The sequence below is a fragment of the Wolbachia endosymbiont (group A) of Andrena hattorfiana genome, from assembly GCF_947179565.1.
In the GTDB taxonomy this organism is placed as follows: Bacteria; Pseudomonadota; Alphaproteobacteria; order Rickettsiales; family Anaplasmataceae; genus Wolbachia.
Genome location: NZ_CAMXBT010000001.1, coordinates 147,461 through 168,445, shown reverse-complemented (window position 1 = coordinate 168,445; position 20,985 = coordinate 147,461). Strand labels below are relative to the sequence as shown.

Genomic DNA, 20,985 nt, shown 5'->3' with positions numbered 1-20,985 from the left:
ATGCATGGACTCAAAAAAAGTAGAATTGATATTTGAAAAGTTTCAACAATCAAATCCTGCGCCAAAAATAGAGCTAAATTATACCAATCATTTTACACTACTAGTTGCGATAGTTTTATCAGCACGGACAACCGATGTAAGCGTTAATAAAATTACAAGAGAACTATTTAATATCGCTGATATGCCAGAAAAGATGCTGAGTTTTGGGCAAAATGAGCTGAGAAAATGCATAAGCAGTATTGGTTTATATAATTCCAAAGCAAAAAACATAATCGGGCTCAGCAAAATATTGATTGAGCGGTACAATAGCGAAGTGCCTACTAATTTCGATGATTTGGTATCTTTACCAGGGGTTGGGAGAAAGAGCGCTAATGTGTTCTTAAATTCAGGACTTGGTATTCCAACATTGGCAGTTGATACTCATGTTTTTAGAGTGAGCAATAGACTTGGACTTGTGAGAGAAAAAGATGTGTTTAAAACAGAGCAATCTCTTTTAAATGTAGTTCCAAAAGAATACCTGCTTTATGCTCATCATTGGCTAGTTTTGCATGGTAGATATGTTTGCAAAGCGCAAAAGCCTTCGTGTGAAACGTGTATAATTCATGATTTGTGTGAGTTTGAATGCAAAAGGTATAAAGTCTAGCACACTATGACCCCTTTCTTGTCACTCCGATATTCCTTCCTTTTATCATCCGAGTAGCTGACGCTGGGATCCAGGTTGCTCATAAGCAAACTATAGTATTTTCAAAAGCGAATGATAAAGGTATAATATGTTTTTTAAAGTAGGGAAAGCGATGGTATATAGTGTAGATTTAAGGGAAAAAGCAGTTTCTTTGGTAGAAAAAGGAAAGTCAAAGGTTGAAGTTGCAGAGGTTTTTGAGATAGACACTATATAGATGGCTAAAAAAGAAATCTACTGGCCAAGGTCTCAAAGCGGTAAAAAGTACTGGTTTTATTCGGAAAATAGACCCAAAAATACTTGCAGACTATGTTAAAAAACACCCAGATCACACACTAGCAGAAATGAAACAAAACCTTGGCTTTGGAATAAGTGCAATTTGGTATAGGTTAAAACAGCTAAAAATAACCTTAAAAAAAGTCACATTCTATCAAGAGCGCAATCAAGAAGATAGGCAGCAATTTATCGATAAAGTCTCAAAAATAGACCACTGTAGCATTTTATATATAGATGAAGCAGGAGTTGATAATAGACTATACCGAGAATATGCATGAGCTCCAAGAGGAGAAAAAATATATGCTGATGTTCCAGGAAAAAAGTGGGAAAGAGTGAGTATAATAGGTGGATGGATTGAAAAGAAGTTTATTGCACCAATGACCTTCACAGGAGGGTGTAATAATGTATGGTTAGAGCGAACCACAATTGCAGCGTAATACAACCATAGTTATGGATAATGCTACATTCCATAAAACTCCCAAAACAAAGTCATTAATAGAGTCTTTTGGCTGTCATTTGCTTTATCTTCCAACATATTCACCTGATCTAAATCCGATAGAGCATTGTTGGCACACCATCAAAAGTCGCCTCAGACCTTTAATGCATCAATGTACAGACTTACACCTTTTAGTTGGTAATACCATTTTAGACGTTTATCATTCGTTTTAGAAAATACTATAGTTTCATTAAGATTTTTTTTTAAACTTCTCTTGTTTACTTTTATCTTGTCCGTTATGCACTGGTCTTGGTGTGATATATGAGAATTTCATTCTTTGCATATTATGGTGTACTGTAGACTTGCTAAACCAAACTTTTCCTGAATTCTTATTCTCGTTTCTTTAATGGTAATGTTGAGATTTTCTTGTATCCATGCTTCAACTTGTTCAAGTTGGCTTTGGTTCAATATAGTTTTTCTACGGCGTTGAGGTGGAGCAAATAATTTTTCTTCTCTGCCAAATTTTAGGTCATGCAGTAAGTGCCTTTCTTGAAATGCAACATATTTTTGCTACGGCTGTTATACTATGCTTTTTTGCTGCAATTACAGCATTTAGTTTTTTTGCAACATATGCATTATTTCTTACTTTCTTCAGCATTTCTTTTGCTCACTTTTTCATCCAATAATTTTGATCTTAATGCCATTTAAACCTCGCTATTTTACTTACTCCAGTATGGCTTTTTTCCATTATTGTCTCTCCGTTACTTGTATAGCGGGAATTGGTATTAGGAGATTTATTTGACTTTCTTTTTGGTGGTTCTAAAGCTAATCGCCAATTTGAAAATAATATCGGAGTACAAAAAGAATTGTATGGTCGGTACAATAAATTCATGGATAGTCTTGGGGGCTTAGGAAAAGATGGTCCAGGAGGATTTTTTAATCAAATAGCATCGCAATATCAAGGCAATCCTTACCAGCAGTTTATTAGCAATCAAATGATTGGCAACCAATTAAGAGCAAGTGGGCTTGATCAATCAAGCTATGGTTTATCTAAAGTTGCAAGTTTAAACTCTGAACTTGCGTCGCGTGGCTTGAATGATTTTATCAGCTCATCTTTAGGAGGGTTGCAAAGTCTTATCGGAGCACATGGTCTTGGTGCACAAATTGGTCAAAATCTAGGTGGTGGTTACACTTCTTACGGAAAATCTTTAAATGATCGCTGGGTAGCTATGAATCAAATGTTGGGTCATTTTGGTCAGGCTGCGGGTAAGGCTGCAATATAGCCAACTACAACATTTTTTTTAATTTTTCAATAAAGAAAGGAAGGAGTGGTGTATAAAAATATATATATGTTTATAGAGTGTTTTAATCTTTGTAAATATATTCTCTATGCTCTATTGCAGTAATTATTACTATACGTTCTAGTTTACTGATCCTATAAACCAAGCGGTAATCACCTGTTCGTATTCTACGATATCCTTAAACTCACCAAACAAGGGATCTCCTGCTTTCTCAGGAGAAACTGTAAGGCGCTCTTTTACGATTTCTTTTATCCTTGACCATATTGCCTTAGGAAGACTTGGAATATCTTCGTGAACTACATTTTCCTCATAACAGATTAAGTCTTATCCCCAGTTGACGTCTTCATGCCTGATGAATTTTGCATTTCGGGTGTCACGTTGGATAGCGAGTTTGACTATCGCTATATCTTCCTCATACTCAATTGCTTCTTGTATAAACCCCTCTGCTAGCTCTTGAACTGATTGGTTTTTCACTTTAGCCAAGCGAGTAAGATCTTTTAAAACTTTTTCGCTAATGTTAATTCCTGAATCTGCCATAAGTTTTACCAAAGTCTACTACTGTAGTAATTATACAACATTTTTCTAAACTTTTCAATAAGGAAAGTTGCTAGAAAAATTTTATGTACCTGTGTCAACATAGTATATACTATAACTAGCTTAAAGAATAAAGAATGTTAACTCAAAAAGACATCGATCTATGCCGCAAAGATTTTGGCTTCTTTGCGTTTCAAGACATGCTGCGAGTGTTTAATATCAGATTAAATTTAAAAAGAGAAGATGGCAGCAAAAACTATTTGTGGGTACTGTTCAGCAGCATTAATCGATTGGTGTTTGAAAAAGCACACAGTCAATGGTGGAACATACAACCACGCTGTGCTAAGACAACACTGGGTTTGATATTTCATGTAGCGTTCGCCATCGGCAATAATCCAAGAGCAAAATTTATGTATATCACGCACCAGAGGGATTTGATGCGTGAAAAAATCAATGAACTACATATTGTACTTGAGTCTCCATTTTACCGTCAAGTCTTTCCAAACGTAAAAGTAGTTGGTCGCAAAAGTACACGAGTAATTAGAACTAAAGAAGGAGGTTTTGTTAATGGCTTTTCAATATCAGGGCATGTAACAGGTACAGGAGCTAGGGATAGTTCTCTTGATTTTGATGAAGGTCGGAAGTACGGTGGTTGCATTATCCTTGATGATTTACACGATGCAAGCTGTGCTTATAGTCGAGTATCGCTCATCAGTGCCTGTCAAAAGTTTGAACAATGTATAACTTCAAGACGTAATACTGCTGATACGCCATTTTTAGTGATTGGTCAAAGGATCAGTGTTTACGACATATTTGGTTATTTAGAGAAAAAATCAGAGCGACAGTTTGAGAAGATCATAATACCTGCAGTACTTGAAGATGGCACGAGTATTGATGAGAATAGATTGCCAATGCAGGAACTTAGGATCAAGGAAAAAGCAGATATCAACTATGTTTTTTTAAAAATTTTTTATTTGTAATTTTGCAACTTCATATGGGCAATAAAAACCCATTTGTTATAGAAACAGAATTTTGTATCAAACAGCCACCACAGCAATAACTGAAATTGGTTAATGAATATGCGCGTCCACACACATTAAAAGCGCATATTCATTAACCAATTTCAGTTATTGCTATGTAAATTTTTAAATATGCAAATTAACTGCTTCTTTAAGCCTTGCATTAGCAATCACTATTATTTTACGCATTAGAGCTGTTATAGCCACCATCTTCTTCTTACCACTTTCAATAAGCTTAGAATAAAAGGCACTAAGTGCAGATTTGGACCTTGTAGCAGCCATGGCAGCTGTAAAAAGCTTTGAACGAACGTTACTTCTTCCACCTATAATCCTTCGGTAGCCAATAGCTTTACCACTTTCCTTAGGATGAGGCGCAACACCTGCAAGGCTTGCAATTTGCCTTTTATTTAAAGAACCAAGTTCCGGTATGAGACACAATAAACATTGAGAGGTTTTTCTACCTATTCCAGGGACTGTTTCAAGAATTTTTTGGCATCGTTGCAATTCAGGATTTTCATTGACTATTTTTTGTATAGCTTGATCAAGCTTTTCTACCTGGTTGTTGAGGAATTCAATAGCTTGTTGACAACTTTCCTTAATGTAATCATTTCCAGGAGTTTTTAGCCTATTCTTCTCTTGAACAAGCATTTTCGTAATATCGTCACGACGCTGACAAAGTGCAAACAAGGTGGTTTGTTCTTTTGAGATAGGTGTAAATAGCTGCAAATGTCCACAACGCTCAGAACCATATTGGGCAAGCGCTTTTGCATCAAGACTGTCGGTCTTTGCCAAAGTTCCATGAGATAGAATGAAGTTTTTAACTTGACGAGTATTAGCACGATGCACAGCAATGTTTCTATCAATAAGAAAATACAATAAGCCAAGCTCATAACCTCCTGTAGCTTCTAAAATTACCATGGAGTTGGGCAAGATATTTGAAAATTTTTGGTAGAGTTGTTTCCAACCAACACAACTATTGTCAAATTTGATGACACCTTTTTGTTCATTAACTGCAGTAAAAAAATTCAAGTTTTCCGATATCAATGCCAATAAAATTTTGATAAGATGTAACCATAAAGAACCTCGAGAGTTTAAGTTAAAATTTAAGATTGTAAACGGGTGCATATATATGTCCCAAACAACTATTCAAACGTCTCGAAGGATAGGCTTGAGTACCTTGATATCTACGTATGTTATAATACTACCGTCTTACGGTTGCTCAAGCCTGGCGATAACCACATTTTTATAGAGTTATCTTTCTTCTTGCTTCTTTTTATATCACATTTCCAACTTACAACCTTCTTCCATATTTTCCTCAGTTCTACTAATGGTTTCTCTCCTAAATTCTTTACTTTCTTTTCTATTTCTTCCATGCCTCTCTTCTAGCTATAGCCATTCTGAATTTTAAAAAAGGTTGCGGCTCATAGCACTTTCTCATCCACAGTTTCTAGCTCCTCCTTTGCCACTATCACACCTGCTGCCGTGCTTTCCGATACAACCCTTACTCTTTCTATAAACTCTCTCTGCTTATTTGCGATTTTTACGTTCTCTAACACTTCTTTTATCTCTTTACTATTTCTCGCATAATCCATTGGCGTTTTGCCAGATTTATCCTTTTGCTCTACACTCGCTCCCGCTTTTACTAGCTCTTCTACTATTTTTATCTCTGCTACCATGCATGCCAGATGTAACGCGGCAAATTTGCTACTTCGTTCCACTGCGTTTACCTCTACTCCTGCCTTTATCAGCTCCTTTGTATTTTCTAGACGTTGGCCCATGACTGCTAAGTGCAATGGTCTATATTGTCCTGCATCTGCCGCATTTATATCTGCTCCTTTTTGGATTAGCAATTTCACTTTTTTTGGATCTGGCATCCCTACTGCATAATGCAACATCGTCCTCCCTTTTGTGTCTTTTTTATTAATATTTTTTATTGAGTTATCTAATACCTCTTTCCACGACTTATTAAATTCTTCTCTTTCTTTCTTACTAAATTTTACCATAACTTTCCTCAGCTATTACTGCAATGTAAAGTGGCTCCAATTTGGCTCACTTTAGTGCTTAGCAAATCTTGTTTGTTTACTAGCTACTTTTTCACTTAGGGCTGTTTTAGCATAAAAAGCAAGTTTTTTTTTGCTAAATTTACATATTTTTTCCGCATATTATATTAAGATGTAAATCCATATGTTTAATCTGTTAAATCTACCTCCTGTAGTATCGTACATTTCTGGTATTTCTTTCATATTTATACCTTTCTTTTCTAGAAAACTTGCTACCCTTTTATAAACCTTAGCTCATCCAACGGTTTTCTCTCTAATAACAACACCACCATTTCCTTCCTTTTCTCAATCAATTTCCATAACTTTCTGCTTCGCCACTAACTCTCTCATTATCTCCTCAGTCTTTGCAATATATGCTAGATCTATTGGTGTATATCCTTTTTGGTCTCTCGCATTTACGTCACCTCCCGCTTCTAATATCGCTCTCACGTTCCCTATTTCCCTCATAAATACCGCACTATGCAATGGCGTTCTTCCTATGTAGTTCCCAGTATTAACATTTGACCCCGCTTTTATTAACTCCCTTACTGTCTTTTCACAACTCATTAAGCTCGCACTGTGTAATGCCGTATATCCCCCATCGTCTATAGCATTTACATCTGCTCCTTCTTCCAACAGTACTTTTACATTCTCTACCTTTCCATAGAATGCTGCTCGGTGTAATGGTGTTTCTCCGCTATTATTTTCTATATTTGTTTTTGCTCCCTTTTCTATCAGTAACTTTACTACTTTTTTATCGGATAACTGTGCTGCTAGATGCAATACTATATCTCCATTTACGTCTTTTTCATTTATTCCACGAAATGAATTCTCCTTTAATTTTTTAAGTCTTTTATTTAAATTGAACATCTTCGCTACCTCACTATAAAAACATACATAAAATGGCCAATTTGGCTCATTTCAGCGCTTGGTAATTTTTTTTTGTTTACCTACACCCACCTAATTTATAGCTGTTTTGGCATGGAAAAGCAACTTCTTTTTTTCAAAAAACACACATTTTTACCGAATGTTAATGTAATATATTAAGATATAAATATATATGCTTAGCATGTTAAACATATAACTTGTGTCTCTTTCCAGGACCTGTTTAAATGTCGATGTTCGTGCCACGTTAGTACTCCTGGGTAAAACACTAAAATGTAATTTTCCGGTTCATGTATTGAATCCTTTTGCTTTGAATCTAAACCGCTTTCAAAATGAATGTTATGTTCTGCTAAGCTATATCTTGTAATCTTTTGACCAGTAAAATTCTCTACTTTGTAGTGGTGAGTAACGCTAAACCTTTCTAAAATTGGCTTGTATTTTTAATTCCATAGTTGTTCAGATAGTTTGTGGTCATTCAAATAGAACTTTTCTCCACATTCTTCTACACTCGTAACCGGAAAACATGCGTTTATTTCTCCCAAGTTCCAGCTATCTGATAATACTATCTGCGCTTTTGCAAACTTAATCTCAGGTAATAAGCTCTGTGGTAGCGGATATAACGTTTTTAAATTATTCCACTGATGACTTCTTTCATAAAGACCATTATAATTCTTTGTGTGAGGCTCAGTTTCTCCAAGGATTGCTACATCTAGGCGATATATATCATTGCTCAAAGCTTGTTCATAATGAACTCGAAAAGTACCAAATTTAAAACTTGGATTTAAGATTTTTAGCTCAAATGTGTTCTTCCGACCAAATGATAACACTGGTCCATCTTTTTCGACCTTTGTACCAGAGTAGTCTGATAATAAGCTGCCAAAAAAACTCTCATCTAAAATGAACCTACCAATATTGTAGTGATCGTTAAAAATTCTCATTAGCCTCGATCTTGCAGGTAATGATAGTTTTGCAAGCTCTACTACTGCATCTACGAAGAAGTCATTCGGTACATCTCTTATCCCTATCTGTAATTCAAAGAAATGTTTTCCTGGAGGTTCCTCGATAATTGTAATATCTTCTATATTTGCCCATTTAAGTGCTATTTTCAGTGACGCTGATGTTCCTCTTAAACGCTGAAATTTTATTCCTTCCTCTACGGCTTTTCTTTTGTCTTTTGCCCAGTGCAGTATCTCTCCTAACCCATATTCTTCTATTATCCACGGTAGTATTTCATCTTTAGGATTAAGCTTAAATCCTCTTATCCTGCTTGGATCTACTTTGTAATCAATAGCCTCTACTAATGCTTGCTCTTGTTTTGTTGCATTTGGCGGTAATAGCATTAATTCAACTCAACATTTAAACTTCTCAATGCAGCACACTCATTTCCTGCTACAATAATATCCTCTCTTGGCTCGATTAATTCCACGTTTTCTACTCCTTCTACGAATAAATTCGCTATTATCCAAGATCTTGTAATACTCCACCCTAATCTTTTCGTTGTTTCAAATTTTTCTATAAATTTCTTCTTCACCGTTTCAATAATATCTGGTCTTTTAATGCTAATTTTGCTGTGGATATCTATTTCAATAATGTTGCATCCAACTACTGTTATCGTGTCGGTCAATACCCTTATATCATCTCTGGTAACCTGCTTTCTTACAATATCAAGTAGTTCTTCAGACGCTATGCCATTTGTGGATAACCCTGTGGATAAAATTGAGATCTCCACACTTCCTGGCACTTTTGATTCAACCAGCGCATCCTTTACTCTATTATCTGCTGACAGTGCGTGATATCTATAATTTCCTCCTATGCTTGAGCCAACTATTCTTGCCTTGATTCTTTTTCTAAATTGTTCATCCTTTTCCCCGTTCTCCCTTTCCACTCCATAAAATTCAGCTAAATTATCAAGATCATTTCCCATTGCAAACTTTAGTAAATTACTTTTTACTGCTTCATTTATTCTTTGTCTTAGTAACAATTCCCTCCATGCTGCTACTTCTAAAATCTTCATCGCTGGGTCACTTTCTACTAATGCTGTAAAACTTTCATCTCGACTTATTAACTCCTCCTTCATACGTGAAAAGATTTCTTCGAAGTTCAGTTTTTCAATTATCTCTGGCTGCTGCATTTTTAAACAACTACTCCATTAATATTTATGAACTTACCTTCTGAAAGATAGACACCTTCTAAATTCAATGTTACTCTCCCTTCTTTTACTTCTGTTATCTTCACTTTCTCTAATTTAAACCTTCTCTCCCATTTTTCTAGTGCTCCTGCTACTGCTACTGCTGCATAAATTTCCAGCGTAAAATCGCGATTTACTGGCTTATCTACTAATTCAAATAATCGAGAACCATACTCTCTTCTCATAATACGTGATCCAATAGGAGTGGTTAAAATATCAGTAATTGATTGCTTTAAATGTTCTATTCCTTCAAGCTCTTTTCCTGTTTTATCGCTCATCCCACGCATTTTTAGCTCGCAAATACATTTTTACTTCCACTTATCACTTTAAAACCACACGAAACCATATCTCCAGTCCTTGCTACACCAATACCATTCACAAATACGCTGTTTGAACCTTGTATTAGCTTCTCTCCCAGAGTTAAGATATCTCCTTTTCGACACACAGATCTCCCTTTCTTAAAAACATCACTACTTCCACTCATACAAACATGTGCCGGTATTCCACTGCAATAATCTCCTATACAAACCACAGCTTTAGCCATACTTAATTAAGGTCGATTCTCTTTGCTTTGAGTTTTATTCCTTTTTTTGTCATCTCTATGCTTGATTCTCCTACTTTCAACGTTATTTTATCTACTACATCTATCTTAAGATGGTGCTTTTCTTGGTTATATGATAACTTTGTCCCATCTTGAAATTTTACACTACTTATTTCCTTTTTATTCTCTGGAGGCGGATATTTCTCCTGATATATTGCTGGTAATACTATCCCCAGAGATAATTCCCCAAATGGCGATAATACTATTACTTGCTCATCAATATCTGGGGAAAACCAACTTCTATCCTCTCCTGCACGATAAGTTATCCACGGTAAATAGTCGGTTAAAAATTCTCCTACCTTTACCCGCACTCTCGCTTTTTTATAGTCTACTTCTTTAACTAGACCTATACGAATAATGTTCGCTAGCCTTCTATTTAGCTCCGCAATGGCAAAATTATGCTCTAACATGTACTTCACCTATCTCTATAATATGCAGCTTAATTCCAACTTCTGACCACACTGACTCCCCTACGTGCATCTCATGAGCCCATTCTACTAACCACACTAGATATGCATCTAATTCCGGCCTAAAATCATCTCCTCCTCCTGAGATAAATTCTCCTGGTGAAACATTTTTTACGTTCCAAGTATTTTTATTTACTACTCTTGCTACTTCTGCTGCTAGTGACCTGACAATAATAGGGGCATTTTCTATTGTACTATCAATCACAATTCTTGCTTCAAATCTTGCTCTCAGCGCTAATTCTTCTGTTCCTGGATCTTTTCCCGATTCTAAACTCACAAGCTCTACAAATAACGCTGGCGCTACTAATTCTTTCCTTATTGTTGGATACACTTCACATGTCTGTATTGCTGGTATTTCTTCCTTTAACGTAGTACAAATTGCGTTGTGCAAATCCTTCCAATTCATACTTTTAGTTCTAATTCACGCTCAAAACACTTCTCAAATATCCCTTCTGTTTCATAATTAACCAGCTCCTTTATTATTTTTGATGCTTCTGGCTCCAGTTCTAATTTTACCTCTTGTATTGGCAAAGCTTTTCTTCCTTCACGCCTAAAAACACCACTATTTCCTCTTGGCATTGTTGCAGTAAACGCTCCTATAAACTCATGTTTTCCTATTTTTGTACCTCTTTTTGTTTGTCTCATACTGCCAATAAATGAAGCCCTCATATCATATAAATTTGCTCTTATTAAAACCTCCAATCTACTTGTTCTTGCCTTAAAGATTCGCAACCTTTTTCTCATTATCGTTAATTTTGTCTTCTTTTCCTCACTAATCTCTTTTGCTGCTTTCGATTTTAGCCAATTTGCCGTTTTGTTTAATGCCCTCATCGTTGCTTTTTCCACTTTTTTCCTTTCAGCATCTATACTTTGCATAACCTTCTCAATGCTACCGCTAACCTCAACGTTGATACGCATTCACACCCCCGACGCTTGAATTTTCCATACCATTCCTGAATTGTCCTTAAGTGGTGGTGAGTGGACTTTGTATCTACGATCGCCAATAATAAAGATATCCCCCACCACTGGTTGCAATACATCAAACACACTCACCTCCAAAATCAACATCTCCCCTACAAATTGTCCTTCACCAATCTCATATAATTTATCTGGCTGTTGCTTCAATATTTGTACCATGTATGCCTTATCCTTTGACTCATACAAAGCTTGCTGCCCTAAATGTGTAAAACAATCTGCAAATAATCTTTTTATTTTTTCTTGCATACTTTACCTTTATGCGCTAATCTCTACATGCACGCTAAGAAGGGGCATACTGGTAGAGCAGTTTCATGCCTCGCCACTTTTATAGTTGCTCTACCAGTCTTGTTATGCTGCAACGACTTTGATTAATGTTCCTGGGCGATGGCACATTGGTAAAGGATTTGACTGAGTATGTAAATCGGTCCCTCTATCAAATCTTCTTGGCTCTTGTTTTGCATATAGTGGCTGTCCGAGAGTGTTTACTGTCTCATTAAAATCTGCTGGTGCAAAGTATATTGTAAATGTGCTTGCTGTTCCTAGTGGAAAACAGTGTCCTGTATCTCTTTCTATAAATCTTCTTACGGTTCCTTCAGGATCAGTTGCTTGTCTTCTGTACTCCTCAAATGTTATTCCACAGAATGTAAACCCTGATCTCATGTCGTTTCTCAGCGCTGCTCCTTCTTGCCACCTCTCATATGCTTCTTTTACTTTGCTATGCGATGTTAATGCATCAAAAAACTCTGGACTTACCAGCGCATGAATCCCGGTCATATATTCACCACTTAAGTTATCTTCAACATGGCGCAATACTTCCAGACATTTTCGTTTTACATCTGTTGTTGCTGTTCCTAGCGCAAAATTTACTACTTTTGGTGTAATTTCAAATTCGTTGTAAAGATTTAATAATTCTGACCCATCAGCATCCACAATTATTCCTTTGAGCGCCCCCATATGCAAATGTTCTAACGTTATCGCGTGTTTGTTTCTCATTAGCTGTAAATGGTCAGTTATTACATCTGCCAGCGCCTTAAGTTCACTTTCTGACCCAAATGCCCTTATTCCCTGTACTTCCTCTGGTAACACTATATCATCATGAGGAATATGCGGTATGGTAAATGTTCTTATTTTCCGTTTTCCTCGTTTTCCTACTGTTGCTGGTGCTCCGGGAACTTGCGTTGGTAATAAACTCAATACTCCGTTTTGCTCTTCTATCGTAATATGTCGAAATCTTACTGATCTACTTGGAAATAAATTTAAATTCTCTGTACGTCCATAATTTATCGGCAATATGTTTATCGCATTTGTTAGTGCCGTCATACTAAATGCTGAATTTGTAAATGGATTTTGCATTTTTTTCTCCCTTTTTAATTTAAGTTAAACTCCCTTGCGGATAATGATCCTCCGTCCTTCAAGTTGCTTTACTGCTGCATTTTTCTGCTCTTCAGTGATATTTGCTGGCCACACCACTGCATGATCGGCTAACATTGCAACACGAGTAATAATTACCGCTTTAGTATTTTCTATTGCATTTACATCACTTACTATTACACCTATCGCTGTTTGTGTGCCATCTGTTCCAGTGGGATTAAGTACTCTAATAAAACCATCGTCTGTCTTCTTCGCAACTACTGCACCAAGCTTAATATTTTGACCTTTTGCTACTGTTATTTGGTCTCTTGAATATAGACTTGATGCTTCATACTTTAGAAGATCACCTAGATTATTTTGTTCGGTTATACAACTCATAAATGTTTCTCCTTAATTGTTTTACCGCCGCTTTTGTTAGTGTTATATACGGCGGTTATAAGATTTGTTTGCCGCGGTGTTTAAAGTTGCTATATGTCGCGGTAAAAGATATGTTACTCTATAATTGGCTATTCTGGCGCATTTTGAACACTTATTTACCGCGGCGTATGTTAGCATTATATACCGCGCATCAAATGCCCCGACTTTTCGCTACCTGCATCATCAAGTCTTCCGGTGTATTTTGCGGTATTGTACTCATTATCTCTGTCTTCTTCGTTCTCTCCGCCAGTATTGACATTAATATCTCTTGGGCTTGCTTTGCATTTACATCCTGTTCAATAAATTCTCCTATCTTTTCTGGCATCTTTGATAAATTACATAAACGTATTAATTGAAGAACTTCAGTACGATAGCTGTAATTCTTGATTTTATTAGTTAAATTATCAGTTTCTAGGCTCTGTGGACAAAATTTTAGAGAAGCCATACAAGAGCTCCAACAAAATTGAGAAAACCCATAAAAACCTCAGCAGTTTTATCAAATCTGGAAAAAATGCGCCTAAAATTTTTAATTTTACCAAAAAAATACTCAATCAAATGACGTTCTTTGTAGATATGCTCATCGTAATACCTTTGCACTTTTCGATTCCGTTTTGGCGGAATAACTACTGTACATCCCTTGTCTTCAAGACTTATAACAAAGGCATTGCTATCGTAGCCCTTGTCAGCTACTACAGTAGAGTTATAGATACTTTCGGTTAACACTTGTGCCTGCGTAATTTCATTTCTTTGACCAGGAGTCAGAGTAAATTTAAGTGAATTTCCAAGTGCATCGACAAGCGCATGTATTTTAGTTGTAAAGCCACCTTTGCTCCTCCCTAAAGCTTCTTGATCCTTGGAGTTTTTTGTATATCCAGATGAACATGGATGGGCTCGGATGATCGTACCGTCGATTATAGCAACTTCTAAATCAGGCTCTTGTTTAATATATTCAAGCAATTTTTTCTAGACATCTCTTTCACACCATCTTTTAAATCGCTTATGTATACTCCTGTAATTACCATAAGTTTTTGGTAAAAGTCTCCATTGGCAACCACTTCGCACTATGTACCACACTGCCTCTATGAATATTCTTAAACGTTTTTCATCTTTGCTGTGCATTCCTTTTACGCTTTTTATGAACTCTAAAATTTGTTTCCAATTTTCCTCTTTGATGTAATATTGCATATGGTAGTTTCTCCATTTTTTACCTATTAGGCTAAACTACCATCTTTTTCTCTCTTTTCATATTTTTTGTCCACAGAGCCTAGAGAATTACTCACCTACAAAAGGCCAAGTCGTGTTACTGCTGTTTAGATATAAAAGATAAGCTAAATTTTACAAAGAAAAAACAGCAAGACACCTTTGATCAAAAGAGAGCACCAAATTTATGGGGTGGGTAACTGCACTATTTCAACTACTACAACTAAATCAATAAATCTTAATAGGGGAAAAACATTATGAAAACGTCAAAACTGACATTAGTATGTGACATATATGAGTTAACAAATAAAGATAGAAAGAATATACAAAAACTAGCAAGAAAAATAGAAGAAGGGAAAGGTGTTGCAGAAAAGTTCAAAAATGGAATATTCAAAAGGTCCAGCTATAATGCAAGCACAATTCTTTTAGCAAAAATAACTCACGAGTATCAGGGTAGAGAGGAGACATTGTCACTACTACATTATGCTATAAGTCATAAAAATAATCAAGCTGTAAAAGATCTTTTAGAAAAAGCCAAAAAACAAAAACTATTAAAGGAAGTTCTGAATGAAGAAATGACCACAAAACATTCAGATGGTCGGGAAGAAACTCATACAATACTTACAGATGCTATATCACGTAGAGACAATGACATTATGAGAGCAGTGTTAAAGATCTCTTAGAGCCTGTCTTGAAAACATTTAAGTAGCTAATTTATTAAGCATAAGAGTAATCATATCAAAGAAAATATTAATCTTGGAGGTGAGAGGAGAGTGTTCATAATCCTTACTCATACTCCTAAAATTGGAGAGCCAAGCAAACGTCCGTTCAACAATCCATCGCTTAGGAATGACCTGAAACCCTACAGCATCACTAGCTTTTTTGGCAATTGTGAGTAGACATCCCGTTTTCAGAAAACAGTGATTTTGCAGAGCACCCGTATATCCTTGATCAGCAAAAAACTTCTGTAATGTTGGTATTTTCTTTTTCGCTTGAACAAAAAGACCCAAAGCTCCGTCACGATCTTGAACGCTTGCACTATGTACATTAGCGGTAATGATAAGACCCAGTGTATCTACAATAATATGACGTTTACGGCCTTTTATTTTCTTGCCAGCATCGTAACCTCTGGATCCCCTTTTTGAGTCGTTTTTACTGACTGACTGTCTATTATTCCAACCGATGGTGTATCATTTTTACCAACCATTTCTCTTACCTTTTTCACCAAAGTGTCATGTATTTCCTGCAATTTTCCGTTTTTACCCCACCTAAAATAATGATCATAAACTGTTTTCCACGGCGGAAAGTCTTTTGGCAGCATTCGCCATTGACAGCCACCTCTCATTATATACCTTATTGCATTAATAATTGCTCTGATGTTATGCTTCCTTGGCCTCCCTATTGCTCCTTGTGCAACATGTGGCTCCAAAATTTCCCATTCCTTATCACTTATATCGCTTGGATACAATTTTACCTCCTATTTTTTAACTTACCTTATCATACCCTTTTCTTCTTTTCAAGACAGGTTCTAAGTCTAACGTGAAACGATTTCATGGAACGGAGTAACCACATAGAAGCTCTTATTATTCTTTGTTTAAAAAGGATAACTAAGAAGGTGGCCAACTGAATGCTTCTATGTGGAGGGATTGTTTAAGAAGCTAATGCCCAAAGTAATATTTGGGATATGCAGACGTAAACACTGTAGTTTGGGAGGTAAAGTTGTGAATAGTAGTGAACATGTTATGGGCCAACAAAAAGTAAGGTATGAATGGAATGAAATTCCCTGGCATAAGCTGGAGAAATCCTCATTTAAGCTACAAAAACGAATTTACCGAGCTTCACAATGTAATGATATCAAAAAGATGCATAATCTTCAGAGGTTATTACAAAAATCAACAAGTGCGAAAATGCTCGCTGTTAGGAGGGTAACTCAGGATAACAGAGGGAAAAAGACTGCAGGTATTGATGGAAAGTCCAATCTTAATAAAAAAGAAAGATTGCTATTAGCATATTCTATGGATTTAAGGGAAAAAGCAAAACCGTCAAAACGTGTCTGGATCCCAAAACCTGGCAAACCATCGGAGCGTCGCCCCCTTGGAATACCCACTATATCCGTGTAGAGTAAAACAAACGCTTGTAAAAATGGCTTTAGAACCTGAGTGGGAGGCAAAATTTGAGCCTAACACTTATGGTTTTAGATCTGGTAGATCGTGTCATGATGCAATAGCAGCTATATTTATCGCACTTGGTCAGAAAACAGCATTCATATTGGATGCTGATATTTCCGGATGCTTTGATAATATCAAACATTGCGTACTGCTTGAAAAACTCAATACCACACCAACTTTAAAGAGAATTATAAAAGGATGGTTGAAAGCAGGCATTATGGAAGATAGAAAGTTCAAACCCACCAAATGTGGCACAATTCAAGGTGGAACAATATCACCACTACTTGCATGTGTAGCACTACATGGATTAGAGCAGAATATCAAAGAAGAACTCAAGGAAGAACTGTTTCAATATGCGAAAAAGAAATATGGTAGAGTATCTCGCAAGCAGGCACAAAATTCAGTTAGTGTAATTACGTACGCCGATGATTTTGTGGTTTTACACGAGAGCGAGGAACTTGTGATGAAGGCAAAGGTTCTAATTGAAAAATGGCTAAAACCTGTTGGATTAGAATTAAAGTCATCAAAGACAAGAATTGCACATACACTAAAATCCCTAAATAGGGAAAAGCCAGGATTTGATTTTCTTGGATTTTCAATAAGGCATTATCAAACACGTCAAAATAAGAGTGGTTACAAGTAAACCAAGTCGTAAATCTATAAGTCAACACTTGTTATCTATAAAACATAAGCTTAAAGAGTTGCGAGCAGCACCACAAGAAGCTGTAATAAAAGAACTTAATCCAATAATAAGGGGTTGGAGCCAATATTACACCTCGGTAGTCTCAAGTAAAGTCTTTAACTTATTAGATTATTCTATGCATAACAAACTTTGGAAATGGGCTGTCTATAGACACCATGACAAAAGAAGGTGTTGGGTTAAAAGAAAATACTTTAAAAAGTATGGTAACGACAATTGGAGGTATATGGTAAGTAACAAGCTATATCTTATTAGACATAGGGATCATGCTATTAAACGACATATCAAAGTAAATGGAAATAGATCTCCGTATGATGGAGATTGGCCATACTGGGGAAATCGTTTAAGTAAACTACCAGGAAAATCATCACGAGTAATAAAATTACTGAAGTTACAGCAAGGTAAATGTAATTATTGTCATCTTTGGTTCAAGTTTGATGATTTAGCACATGTACATCATCAAGATCGCAATAGACGCAATAATAATATGAAAAATCTATCCTGGCTTCATAAGCACTGCCACGATCAATTACATAGAAGTATGCATGACAAGCACCAAATTAGAGAGAAGCCGGATGATGGGAAACTATCAAGTCCGGTTTTGAAGTCGAGTGGGGAGAGGTGACTTTCTCCACTTAGATAACACGCTAGCTGGTTTTTGTTGCTGGAAATGGTTGCATCGTTTAAATTTATTAATGTTATATACTACCAAATTAATAGTTGCTCATTTAAGAACCTCCTTCAACTTTACCCAACTCGACACATATACTTTTTGAAACATTGCTGCAAGTAGAAAAAAACAGGTTACCCACCTTAACTTCTTTAAATTTGCTCACAATCTCTACTTGATGCATAAGGTTTTTGTTACACTCCTTTCATCTACCGATTACCTCTACCTACCGCCTTTACCTTTGCTAAGGTCAGAAACACGACTAGCTTCAGGACTTTCTAAGCTCGACTGTGGCAGGTCACCAAAATTACTGGAATCACTAACACCAAGCGATATAGGTGCTTCTACTAATCCATACCCTCCTCCTACTCTGTGATATCCTAATTCTAGATAAGTACGCAGTAATGGATCAATTTGTTCTCTATTTTGAATGTATGCTTGCAATTGCACATCTTGAAATCCCGGATCATTCCTGAATAATTGTGAAATGCCCACTCTTATGTTCTGAAAGTAATTTCTATCTCTGTTTGGGAGGCCTCTTCCAAGAAAATCGCGTATTATATTTATGATATTCTGCACTTGCCCAATATGATTTTCGTTTAGAACTCGATTAATATCACTAGCATTTTCTAATGTCCATAAACCACAATTCCAACCATCTGTTTGCTGACGAACAGAAACATTATTAATCCTGATATTATTTCCTAAGTTATTTTGAATGATATCGGTAATACCACCTGGAACAGCAGTAGCAGTTGAATCAGCATAGTACCCAACATAGTTCCCATTTTGACGTTCAATCACTAGTGTAACCCAATGAGTATTATTTAAAGTAATTATTAAAGTTAAACGCTGTTGTTCTTCATTTTCCCTAAATTGATTTAATACTCTAACAATGTGCTCGTTACCGTCATTCCTTGCCAAATTAGCTACTTCAAAAGTGTGATTACCTTCAGTACGAAGCTGATATCGCAATCTTCCAGCGTGAGCTATATCAATTTGTTGAAGCCAGTAATCATAATGTCCATTTCTCGTCGCAAATTCTAGTGTAAGCAGATCGTTGACATTTTGTATTTGATTACCATCTCCAAGAAGATTGTTTATTTGTCGTAATATTTGTTCTTGTGATAAATGAGTAGTTGTAGTTCCTTGTGATCCATTATGTGCAATATTATCTGTACCTGACCCTATTCTCCTTAAAACCTCTTCTCTTGTACCCTTGAAGTGACGTATAACATGTACCTCAACCCATTCATCATTACCTCGACTATATAAGAAAGTTGATGGCTGTCTTTCACCTTCATTAACATTTTCCTGAAAATTTCTAAATCTTTCATCTAGATTCCCTATTCCCTCCACTATTTCAGGTCTTCCAGTCTGTTCTGCCCCTAAAACACGACTATGACGATCAATTATATGTACATACAGTTCTTGTGGAATAGTTATAAGTTCTTCCTCTCTTCGTGCATCTCTATTAAATAGAGCATAAGACAAAACCACCTCATTTCCAGAAGTAATAAGCAAATATCCTCTTTGCTTGTTCATAAGTTCTTTTATTCGATCTTTTGCGTTATTCTCCTTTTGTGCTACTTCTTCTGCATTACCAGCAAATCTTAATATATATCCAATTGGATGAGTATCTAGATCATTCTCTGTAGGTTGTCTTAATAATAAAAGGTCTAATCTCTGTTCTGTAATTCTTGTGAGTATTACCCTTTCTCCTTCTTCTTCCTGACCCCTTTTCAAACTATATGTTTGACCAATTTTATACATAGTAATCACTTTATAAGGATTATCACTAGCATAAAATGTACCATGTAGTATAGAACGAAATTTATCCTCACTATTAACATTTATTGCATCCATAAGTGGCATCAATGCTCCAGAGATCTCTTGAAATAGTTCTCTATGCTGACCTACATTTTGCCAGCCATCATTCATAACTTGATTCAAAGTGTTATGTACATTTTCAGCATTAGGCACTTGTACAAGATCACCAGCAAGAAAATTATTTGCATTATTATTTTGGTAATCGTGATACAAACCAAGGTCATTTGGTTGATCAATATCTAGCTCAAATTGGTCATTAAGTGTGAATGAAACTTTCCATACATGAACATCATTCCCATCAATATTGAGAGTTTGTAAATTGATAGCTTCTTGTTGTACATCATCATTAATTCTGATATTAAATATAACTATATCAGAACCTTGAGCATGAAAGACCATGGTTAAAGCATGATCCCCATCATCATATCTAAGTATATACTTTGCTATAGGTACCTCTACTTCTTCTTCACCTTCTAGTTGTAAATGATGTATATCAAAAGCACTACTCCCAAAAGCAAAACCAGTTATACAATCAAATATTCTGTTATAATTCTCTGCATTCCTTGGTATTTCATTAGGAAGGTGTTGAAGCAAGAAATCTCTAATATTTTCTCTAATTCCTTCATTCTCCAAACACTCAAATAATCTTTGTACTAAAGGAAATCTATCCTGTTGAAGTTCTACTATATCAACACTAAAGGGATCTAGATTTAAATTAAAATTTAATCCAACACAGACAGTATTTCTTGATTCAGTATGAATAGGTATAAATGAAGAAGTGTGTAACCTTCCAGCGTAGCCTATGGCACAGTTTAATGCAACATCTGACGGTGTATCAAATATAGCAAGATTAATAACAATAGGAATATTTTCTCTTTCTGCTTGATGACGTACAAGAAATGCAACATGTGAGTTTCTAGGAGATAAGTCAAGGTCAATGCCTATTGCGTAGTGATGACTAAAATTTGCTAAGAAACCTAATAAAAACCCGTGACTCTCAAACTTTTGACTGCGATTTTCAATATTATTTTCTATCTGCGCTCTATAATTATTATAGGTATCAGTTATATATTCTAAAATATCTTCTCGGAGAGAATCTCTTACATCTTGTCTTTGGTTGCTTGCTAGCATTTCTATAAAATCGCCAATTCTTTGTTGACTAGGTTCGACTCGTGCAAAATTGATCAACCTATCAAGCTGTTCACACTGATTTCGATTGAGTTGTC

General features: G+C 35.9%; 25 protein-coding genes and 6 pseudogenes. 10 read left to right on the top strand and 21 right to left on the bottom strand.

Annotated elements, in window-relative coordinates; translation table 11 throughout:
* Nucleotides 1–4 precede the first annotated feature (4 nt).
* The 4 genes and pseudogenes from nth (at nt 5) to OM966_RS07285 (ending at nt 1,624) form a co-directional block, all read left to right on the top strand.
* Nucleotides 5–643 (top strand): endonuclease III, encoded by a 639-nt coding sequence (gene nth, locus OM966_RS00875; protein ID WP_264328472.1) that lies wholly within the window; start codon nt 5–7, stop codon nt 641–643.
* 127 nt (nt 644–770) lie between these two features.
* Entirely contained in the window at nt 771–896 is a 126-nt protein-coding gene (locus OM966_RS00870; RefSeq protein ID WP_264328471.1) for an IS630 transposase-related protein, read from the top strand.
* Nucleotides 897–945: 49 nt separating this feature from the next.
* Nucleotides 946–1,233 (top strand): annotated as a pseudogene (locus tag OM966_RS00865) (IS630 transposase-related protein); the annotation flags it as partial.
* 172 nt (nt 1,234–1,405) lie between these two features.
* On the top strand, nt 1,406–1,624 hold the full coding sequence (locus OM966_RS07285) for a transposase (protein ID WP_264736254.1): 219 nt from the start codon (nt 1,406–1,408) through the stop codon (nt 1,622–1,624).
* Between the two features lie 26 nt (nt 1,625–1,650).
* On the opposite strand, the pseudogene OM966_RS00860 reads toward OM966_RS07285, so the two are convergent.
* Nucleotides 1,651–2,095 (bottom strand): annotated as a pseudogene (locus tag OM966_RS00860) (winged helix-turn-helix domain-containing protein); the annotation flags it as partial.
* Between the two features lie 75 nt (nt 2,096–2,170).
* Between OM966_RS00860 and OM966_RS00855 the strand changes: the two are divergent.
* A complete protein-coding gene (locus OM966_RS00855) occupies nt 2,171–2,674 on the top strand; it encodes a hypothetical protein (protein ID WP_264328470.1) in 504 nt (167 codons plus the stop codon).
* A gap of 82 nt (nt 2,675–2,756) precedes the next feature.
* On the opposite strand, the gene OM966_RS00850 is transcribed toward OM966_RS00855, so the two are convergent.
* Both OM966_RS00850 and OM966_RS00845 read right to left on the bottom strand, forming a co-directional pair.
* Nucleotides 2,757–2,837 carry a hypothetical protein gene (locus OM966_RS00850; RefSeq protein ID WP_264328575.1) on the bottom strand — a complete coding sequence of 27 codons (81 nt, stop codon included), beginning with the start codon at nt 2,835–2,837 and terminating at the stop codon, nt 2,757–2,759.
* Nucleotides 2,838–3,016: 179 nt separating this feature from the next.
* Complete coding sequence (locus OM966_RS00845) at nt 3,017–3,229, bottom strand: hypothetical protein (RefSeq protein WP_264328469.1); 213 nt, start codon at nt 3,227–3,229, stop codon at nt 3,017–3,019.
* Nucleotides 3,230–3,363: 134 nt separating this feature from the next.
* On the opposite strand from OM966_RS00845, the gene OM966_RS00840 reads away from it, so the two are divergent.
* On the top strand, nt 3,364–4,206 hold the full coding sequence (locus OM966_RS00840) for a hypothetical protein (RefSeq protein WP_264328468.1): 843 nt from the start codon (nt 3,364–3,366) through the stop codon (nt 4,204–4,206).
* 165 nt (nt 4,207–4,371) lie between these two features.
* On the opposite strand, the pseudogene OM966_RS00835 reads toward OM966_RS00840, so the two are convergent.
* The 16 genes and pseudogenes from OM966_RS00835 to OM966_RS00760 all read right to left on the bottom strand — a co-directional run bounded on the left by OM966_RS00835 (nt 4,372) and on the right by OM966_RS00760 (nt 14,376).
* Nucleotides 4,372–5,320, bottom strand: a pseudogene (locus OM966_RS00835) (IS110 family transposase).
* A 118-nt stretch (nt 5,321–5,438) separates the two neighbouring features.
* Complete coding sequence (locus OM966_RS00830) at nt 5,439–5,618, bottom strand: hypothetical protein (RefSeq protein ID WP_264328467.1); 180 nt, start codon at nt 5,616–5,618, stop codon at nt 5,439–5,441.
* A gap of 48 nt (nt 5,619–5,666) precedes the next feature.
* Nucleotides 5,667–6,248, bottom strand: coding sequence for an ankyrin repeat domain-containing protein (locus tag OM966_RS00825; protein WP_319604199.1), 582 nt, complete (start codon nt 6,246–6,248; stop codon nt 5,667–5,669).
* 342 nt (nt 6,249–6,590) lie between these two features.
* A complete protein-coding gene (locus OM966_RS00820) occupies nt 6,591–7,154 on the bottom strand; it encodes an ankyrin repeat domain-containing protein (protein WP_264328466.1) in 564 nt (187 codons plus the stop codon).
* Between the two features lie 194 nt (nt 7,155–7,348).
* Nucleotides 7,349–8,509 (bottom strand): annotated as a pseudogene (locus OM966_RS00815) (phage tail protein).
* Nucleotides 8,509–9,300: a baseplate assembly protein gene (locus tag OM966_RS00810; protein WP_264328465.1), complete on the bottom strand. Its 792-nt coding sequence runs from the start codon at nt 9,298–9,300 to the stop codon at nt 8,509–8,511. Before OM966_RS00810 ends, OM966_RS00815 begins: the two are co-directional and overlap by 1 nt.
* Nucleotides 9,301–9,302: 2 nt before the next feature.
* Nucleotides 9,303–9,644: a GPW/gp25 family protein gene (locus tag OM966_RS00805; RefSeq protein ID WP_264328464.1), complete on the bottom strand. Its 342-nt coding sequence runs from the start codon at nt 9,642–9,644 to the stop codon at nt 9,303–9,305.
* Nucleotides 9,645–9,646: 2 nt separating this feature from the next.
* Entirely contained in the window at nt 9,647–9,901 is a 255-nt protein-coding gene (locus OM966_RS00800) for a PAAR domain-containing protein (protein ID WP_236514486.1), read from the bottom strand.
* 2 nt (nt 9,902–9,903) lie between these two features.
* Nucleotides 9,904–10,368: a phage baseplate assembly protein V gene (locus OM966_RS00795; protein WP_264328463.1), complete on the bottom strand. Its 465-nt coding sequence runs from the start codon at nt 10,366–10,368 to the stop codon at nt 9,904–9,906.
* A complete protein-coding gene (locus OM966_RS00790) occupies nt 10,355–10,831 on the bottom strand; it encodes a hypothetical protein (protein ID WP_264328462.1) in 477 nt (158 codons plus the stop codon). The genes OM966_RS00795 and OM966_RS00790 overlap by 14 nt, the downstream gene beginning before the upstream one ends.
* Nucleotides 10,828–11,343 carry a phage tail protein gene (locus OM966_RS00785; RefSeq protein ID WP_264328461.1) on the bottom strand — a complete coding sequence of 172 codons (516 nt, stop codon included), beginning with the start codon at nt 11,341–11,343 and terminating at the stop codon, nt 10,828–10,830. The genes OM966_RS00790 and OM966_RS00785 overlap by 4 nt, the downstream gene beginning before the upstream one ends.
* Entirely contained in the window at nt 11,344–11,649 is a 306-nt protein-coding gene (locus tag OM966_RS00780; RefSeq protein ID WP_264328460.1) for a head-tail joining protein, read from the bottom strand.
* Between the two features lie 102 nt (nt 11,650–11,751).
* Nucleotides 11,752–12,756 (bottom strand): major capsid protein, encoded by a 1,005-nt coding sequence (locus tag OM966_RS00775; protein ID WP_264328459.1) that lies wholly within the window; start codon nt 12,754–12,756, stop codon nt 11,752–11,754.
* A gap of 24 nt (nt 12,757–12,780) precedes the next feature.
* Entirely contained in the window at nt 12,781–13,152 is a 372-nt protein-coding gene (locus OM966_RS00770) for a head decoration protein (RefSeq protein WP_264328458.1), read from the bottom strand.
* Nucleotides 13,153–13,342: 190 nt separating this feature from the next.
* Nucleotides 13,343–13,606 (bottom strand): annotated as a pseudogene (locus tag OM966_RS00765) (S49 family peptidase); the annotation flags it as partial.
* A 17-nt stretch (nt 13,607–13,623) separates the two neighbouring features.
* A pseudogene (locus OM966_RS00760) lies at nt 13,624–14,376 on the bottom strand (IS5 family transposase).
* A 272-nt stretch (nt 14,377–14,648) separates the two neighbouring features.
* On the opposite strand from OM966_RS00760, the gene OM966_RS00755 reads away from it, so the two are divergent.
* Nucleotides 14,649–15,074, top strand: a complete 426-nt coding sequence (locus OM966_RS00755; RefSeq protein WP_264328457.1) for a WD_0033/WD_0034 family tandem repeat-containing protein — start codon at nt 14,649–14,651, stop codon at nt 15,072–15,074.
* Between the two features lie 18 nt (nt 15,075–15,092).
* On the opposite strand, the gene OM966_RS00750 is transcribed toward OM966_RS00755, so the two are convergent.
* Nucleotides 15,093–15,859 (bottom strand): IS5 family transposase gene (locus OM966_RS00750; protein ID WP_264328456.1). Its coding sequence is split into 2 segments (ribosomal slippage): nt 15,093–15,532 and nt 15,532–15,859, totalling 768 coding nucleotides; the frame shifts between segments, so codons are not numbered across the junction.
* A gap of 253 nt (nt 15,860–16,112) precedes the next feature.
* Here OM966_RS00750 and OM966_RS00745 point away from each other — a divergent pair.
* The 3 genes from OM966_RS00745 to OM966_RS00735 are packed head-to-tail and all read left to right on the top strand — an operon-like array spanning nt 16,113 to nt 17,884.
* Nucleotides 16,113–16,511 carry a reverse transcriptase N-terminal domain-containing protein gene (locus OM966_RS00745; RefSeq protein ID WP_264328455.1) on the top strand — a complete coding sequence of 133 codons (399 nt, stop codon included), beginning with the start codon at nt 16,113–16,115 and terminating at the stop codon, nt 16,509–16,511.
* 22 nt (nt 16,512–16,533) lie between these two features.
* Nucleotides 16,534–17,202 carry a reverse transcriptase/maturase family protein gene (locus OM966_RS00740; RefSeq protein ID WP_264328454.1) on the top strand — a complete coding sequence of 223 codons (669 nt, stop codon included), beginning with the start codon at nt 16,534–16,536 and terminating at the stop codon, nt 17,200–17,202.
* Nucleotides 17,189–17,884: a group II intron maturase-specific domain-containing protein gene (locus tag OM966_RS00735; RefSeq protein ID WP_264328453.1), complete on the top strand. Its 696-nt coding sequence runs from the start codon at nt 17,189–17,191 to the stop codon at nt 17,882–17,884. The genes OM966_RS00740 and OM966_RS00735 overlap by 14 nt, the downstream gene beginning before the upstream one ends.
* A gap of 267 nt (nt 17,885–18,151) precedes the next feature.
* Here OM966_RS00735 and OM966_RS00730 read toward each other — a convergent pair whose 3' ends face one another.
* Nucleotides 18,152–20,947 (bottom strand): cytoplasmic incompatibility factor CifB, encoded by a 2,796-nt coding sequence (locus OM966_RS00730; protein WP_319604187.1) that lies wholly within the window; start codon nt 20,945–20,947, stop codon nt 18,152–18,154.
* Between the last annotated feature and the right edge of the window lie 38 nt (nt 20,948–20,985).

What these genes read in the sequence shown, in the direction of transcription:
- nth (WP_264328472.1), top strand. Translation starts at nt 5, where the DNA reads ATGGACTCAAAAAAAGTAGAATTGATATTTGAAAAGTTTCAACAATCA.
- OM966_RS00870 (WP_264328471.1), top strand. Translation starts at nt 771, where the DNA reads ATGTTTTTTAAAGTAGGGAAAGCGATGGTATATAGTGTAGATTTAAGG.
- OM966_RS07285 (WP_264736254.1), top strand. Translation starts at nt 1,406, where the DNA reads ATGGATAATGCTACATTCCATAAAACTCCCAAAACAAAGTCATTAATA.
- OM966_RS00845 (WP_264328469.1), bottom strand. Translation starts at nt 3,229, where the DNA reads ATGGCAGATTCAGGAATTAACATTAGCGAAAAAGTTTTAAAAGATCTT.
- OM966_RS00840 (WP_264328468.1), top strand. Translation starts at nt 3,364, where the DNA reads ATGTTAACTCAAAAAGACATCGATCTATGCCGCAAAGATTTTGGCTTC.
- OM966_RS00830 (WP_264328467.1), bottom strand. Translation starts at nt 5,618, where the DNA reads ATGGAAGAAATAGAAAAGAAAGTAAAGAATTTAGGAGAGAAACCATTA.
- OM966_RS00825 (WP_319604199.1), bottom strand. Translation starts at nt 6,248, where the DNA reads ATGGTAAAATTTAGTAAGAAAGAAAGAGAAGAATTTAATAAGTCGTGG.
- OM966_RS00820 (WP_264328466.1), bottom strand. Translation starts at nt 7,154, where the DNA reads ATGTTCAATTTAAATAAAAGACTTAAAAAATTAAAGGAGAATTCATTT.
- OM966_RS00810 (WP_264328465.1), bottom strand. Translation starts at nt 9,300, where the DNA reads ATGCAGCAGCCAGAGATAATTGAAAAACTGAACTTCGAAGAAATCTTT.
- OM966_RS00805 (WP_264328464.1), bottom strand. Translation starts at nt 9,644, where the DNA reads ATGCGTGGGATGAGCGATAAAACAGGAAAAGAGCTTGAAGGAATAGAA.
- OM966_RS00800 (WP_236514486.1), bottom strand. Translation starts at nt 9,901, where the DNA reads ATGGCTAAAGCTGTGGTTTGTATAGGAGATTATTGCAGTGGAATACCG.
- OM966_RS00795 (WP_264328463.1), bottom strand. Translation starts at nt 10,368, where the DNA reads ATGTTAGAGCATAATTTTGCCATTGCGGAGCTAAATAGAAGGCTAGCG.
- OM966_RS00790 (WP_264328462.1), bottom strand. Translation starts at nt 10,831, where the DNA reads ATGAATTGGAAGGATTTGCACAACGCAATTTGTACTACGTTAAAGGAA.
- OM966_RS00785 (WP_264328461.1), bottom strand. Translation starts at nt 11,343, where the DNA reads ATGCGTATCAACGTTGAGGTTAGCGGTAGCATTGAGAAGGTTATGCAA.
- OM966_RS00780 (WP_264328460.1), bottom strand. Translation starts at nt 11,649, where the DNA reads ATGCAAGAAAAAATAAAAAGATTATTTGCAGATTGTTTTACACATTTA.
- OM966_RS00775 (WP_264328459.1), bottom strand. Translation starts at nt 12,756, where the DNA reads ATGCAAAATCCATTTACAAATTCAGCATTTAGTATGACGGCACTAACA.
- OM966_RS00770 (WP_264328458.1), bottom strand. Translation starts at nt 13,152, where the DNA reads ATGAGTTGTATAACCGAACAAAATAATCTAGGTGATCTTCTAAAGTAT.
- OM966_RS00755 (WP_264328457.1), top strand. Translation starts at nt 14,649, where the DNA reads ATGAAAACGTCAAAACTGACATTAGTATGTGACATATATGAGTTAACA.
- OM966_RS00740 (WP_264328454.1), top strand. Translation starts at nt 16,534, where the DNA reads ATGGCTTTAGAACCTGAGTGGGAGGCAAAATTTGAGCCTAACACTTAT.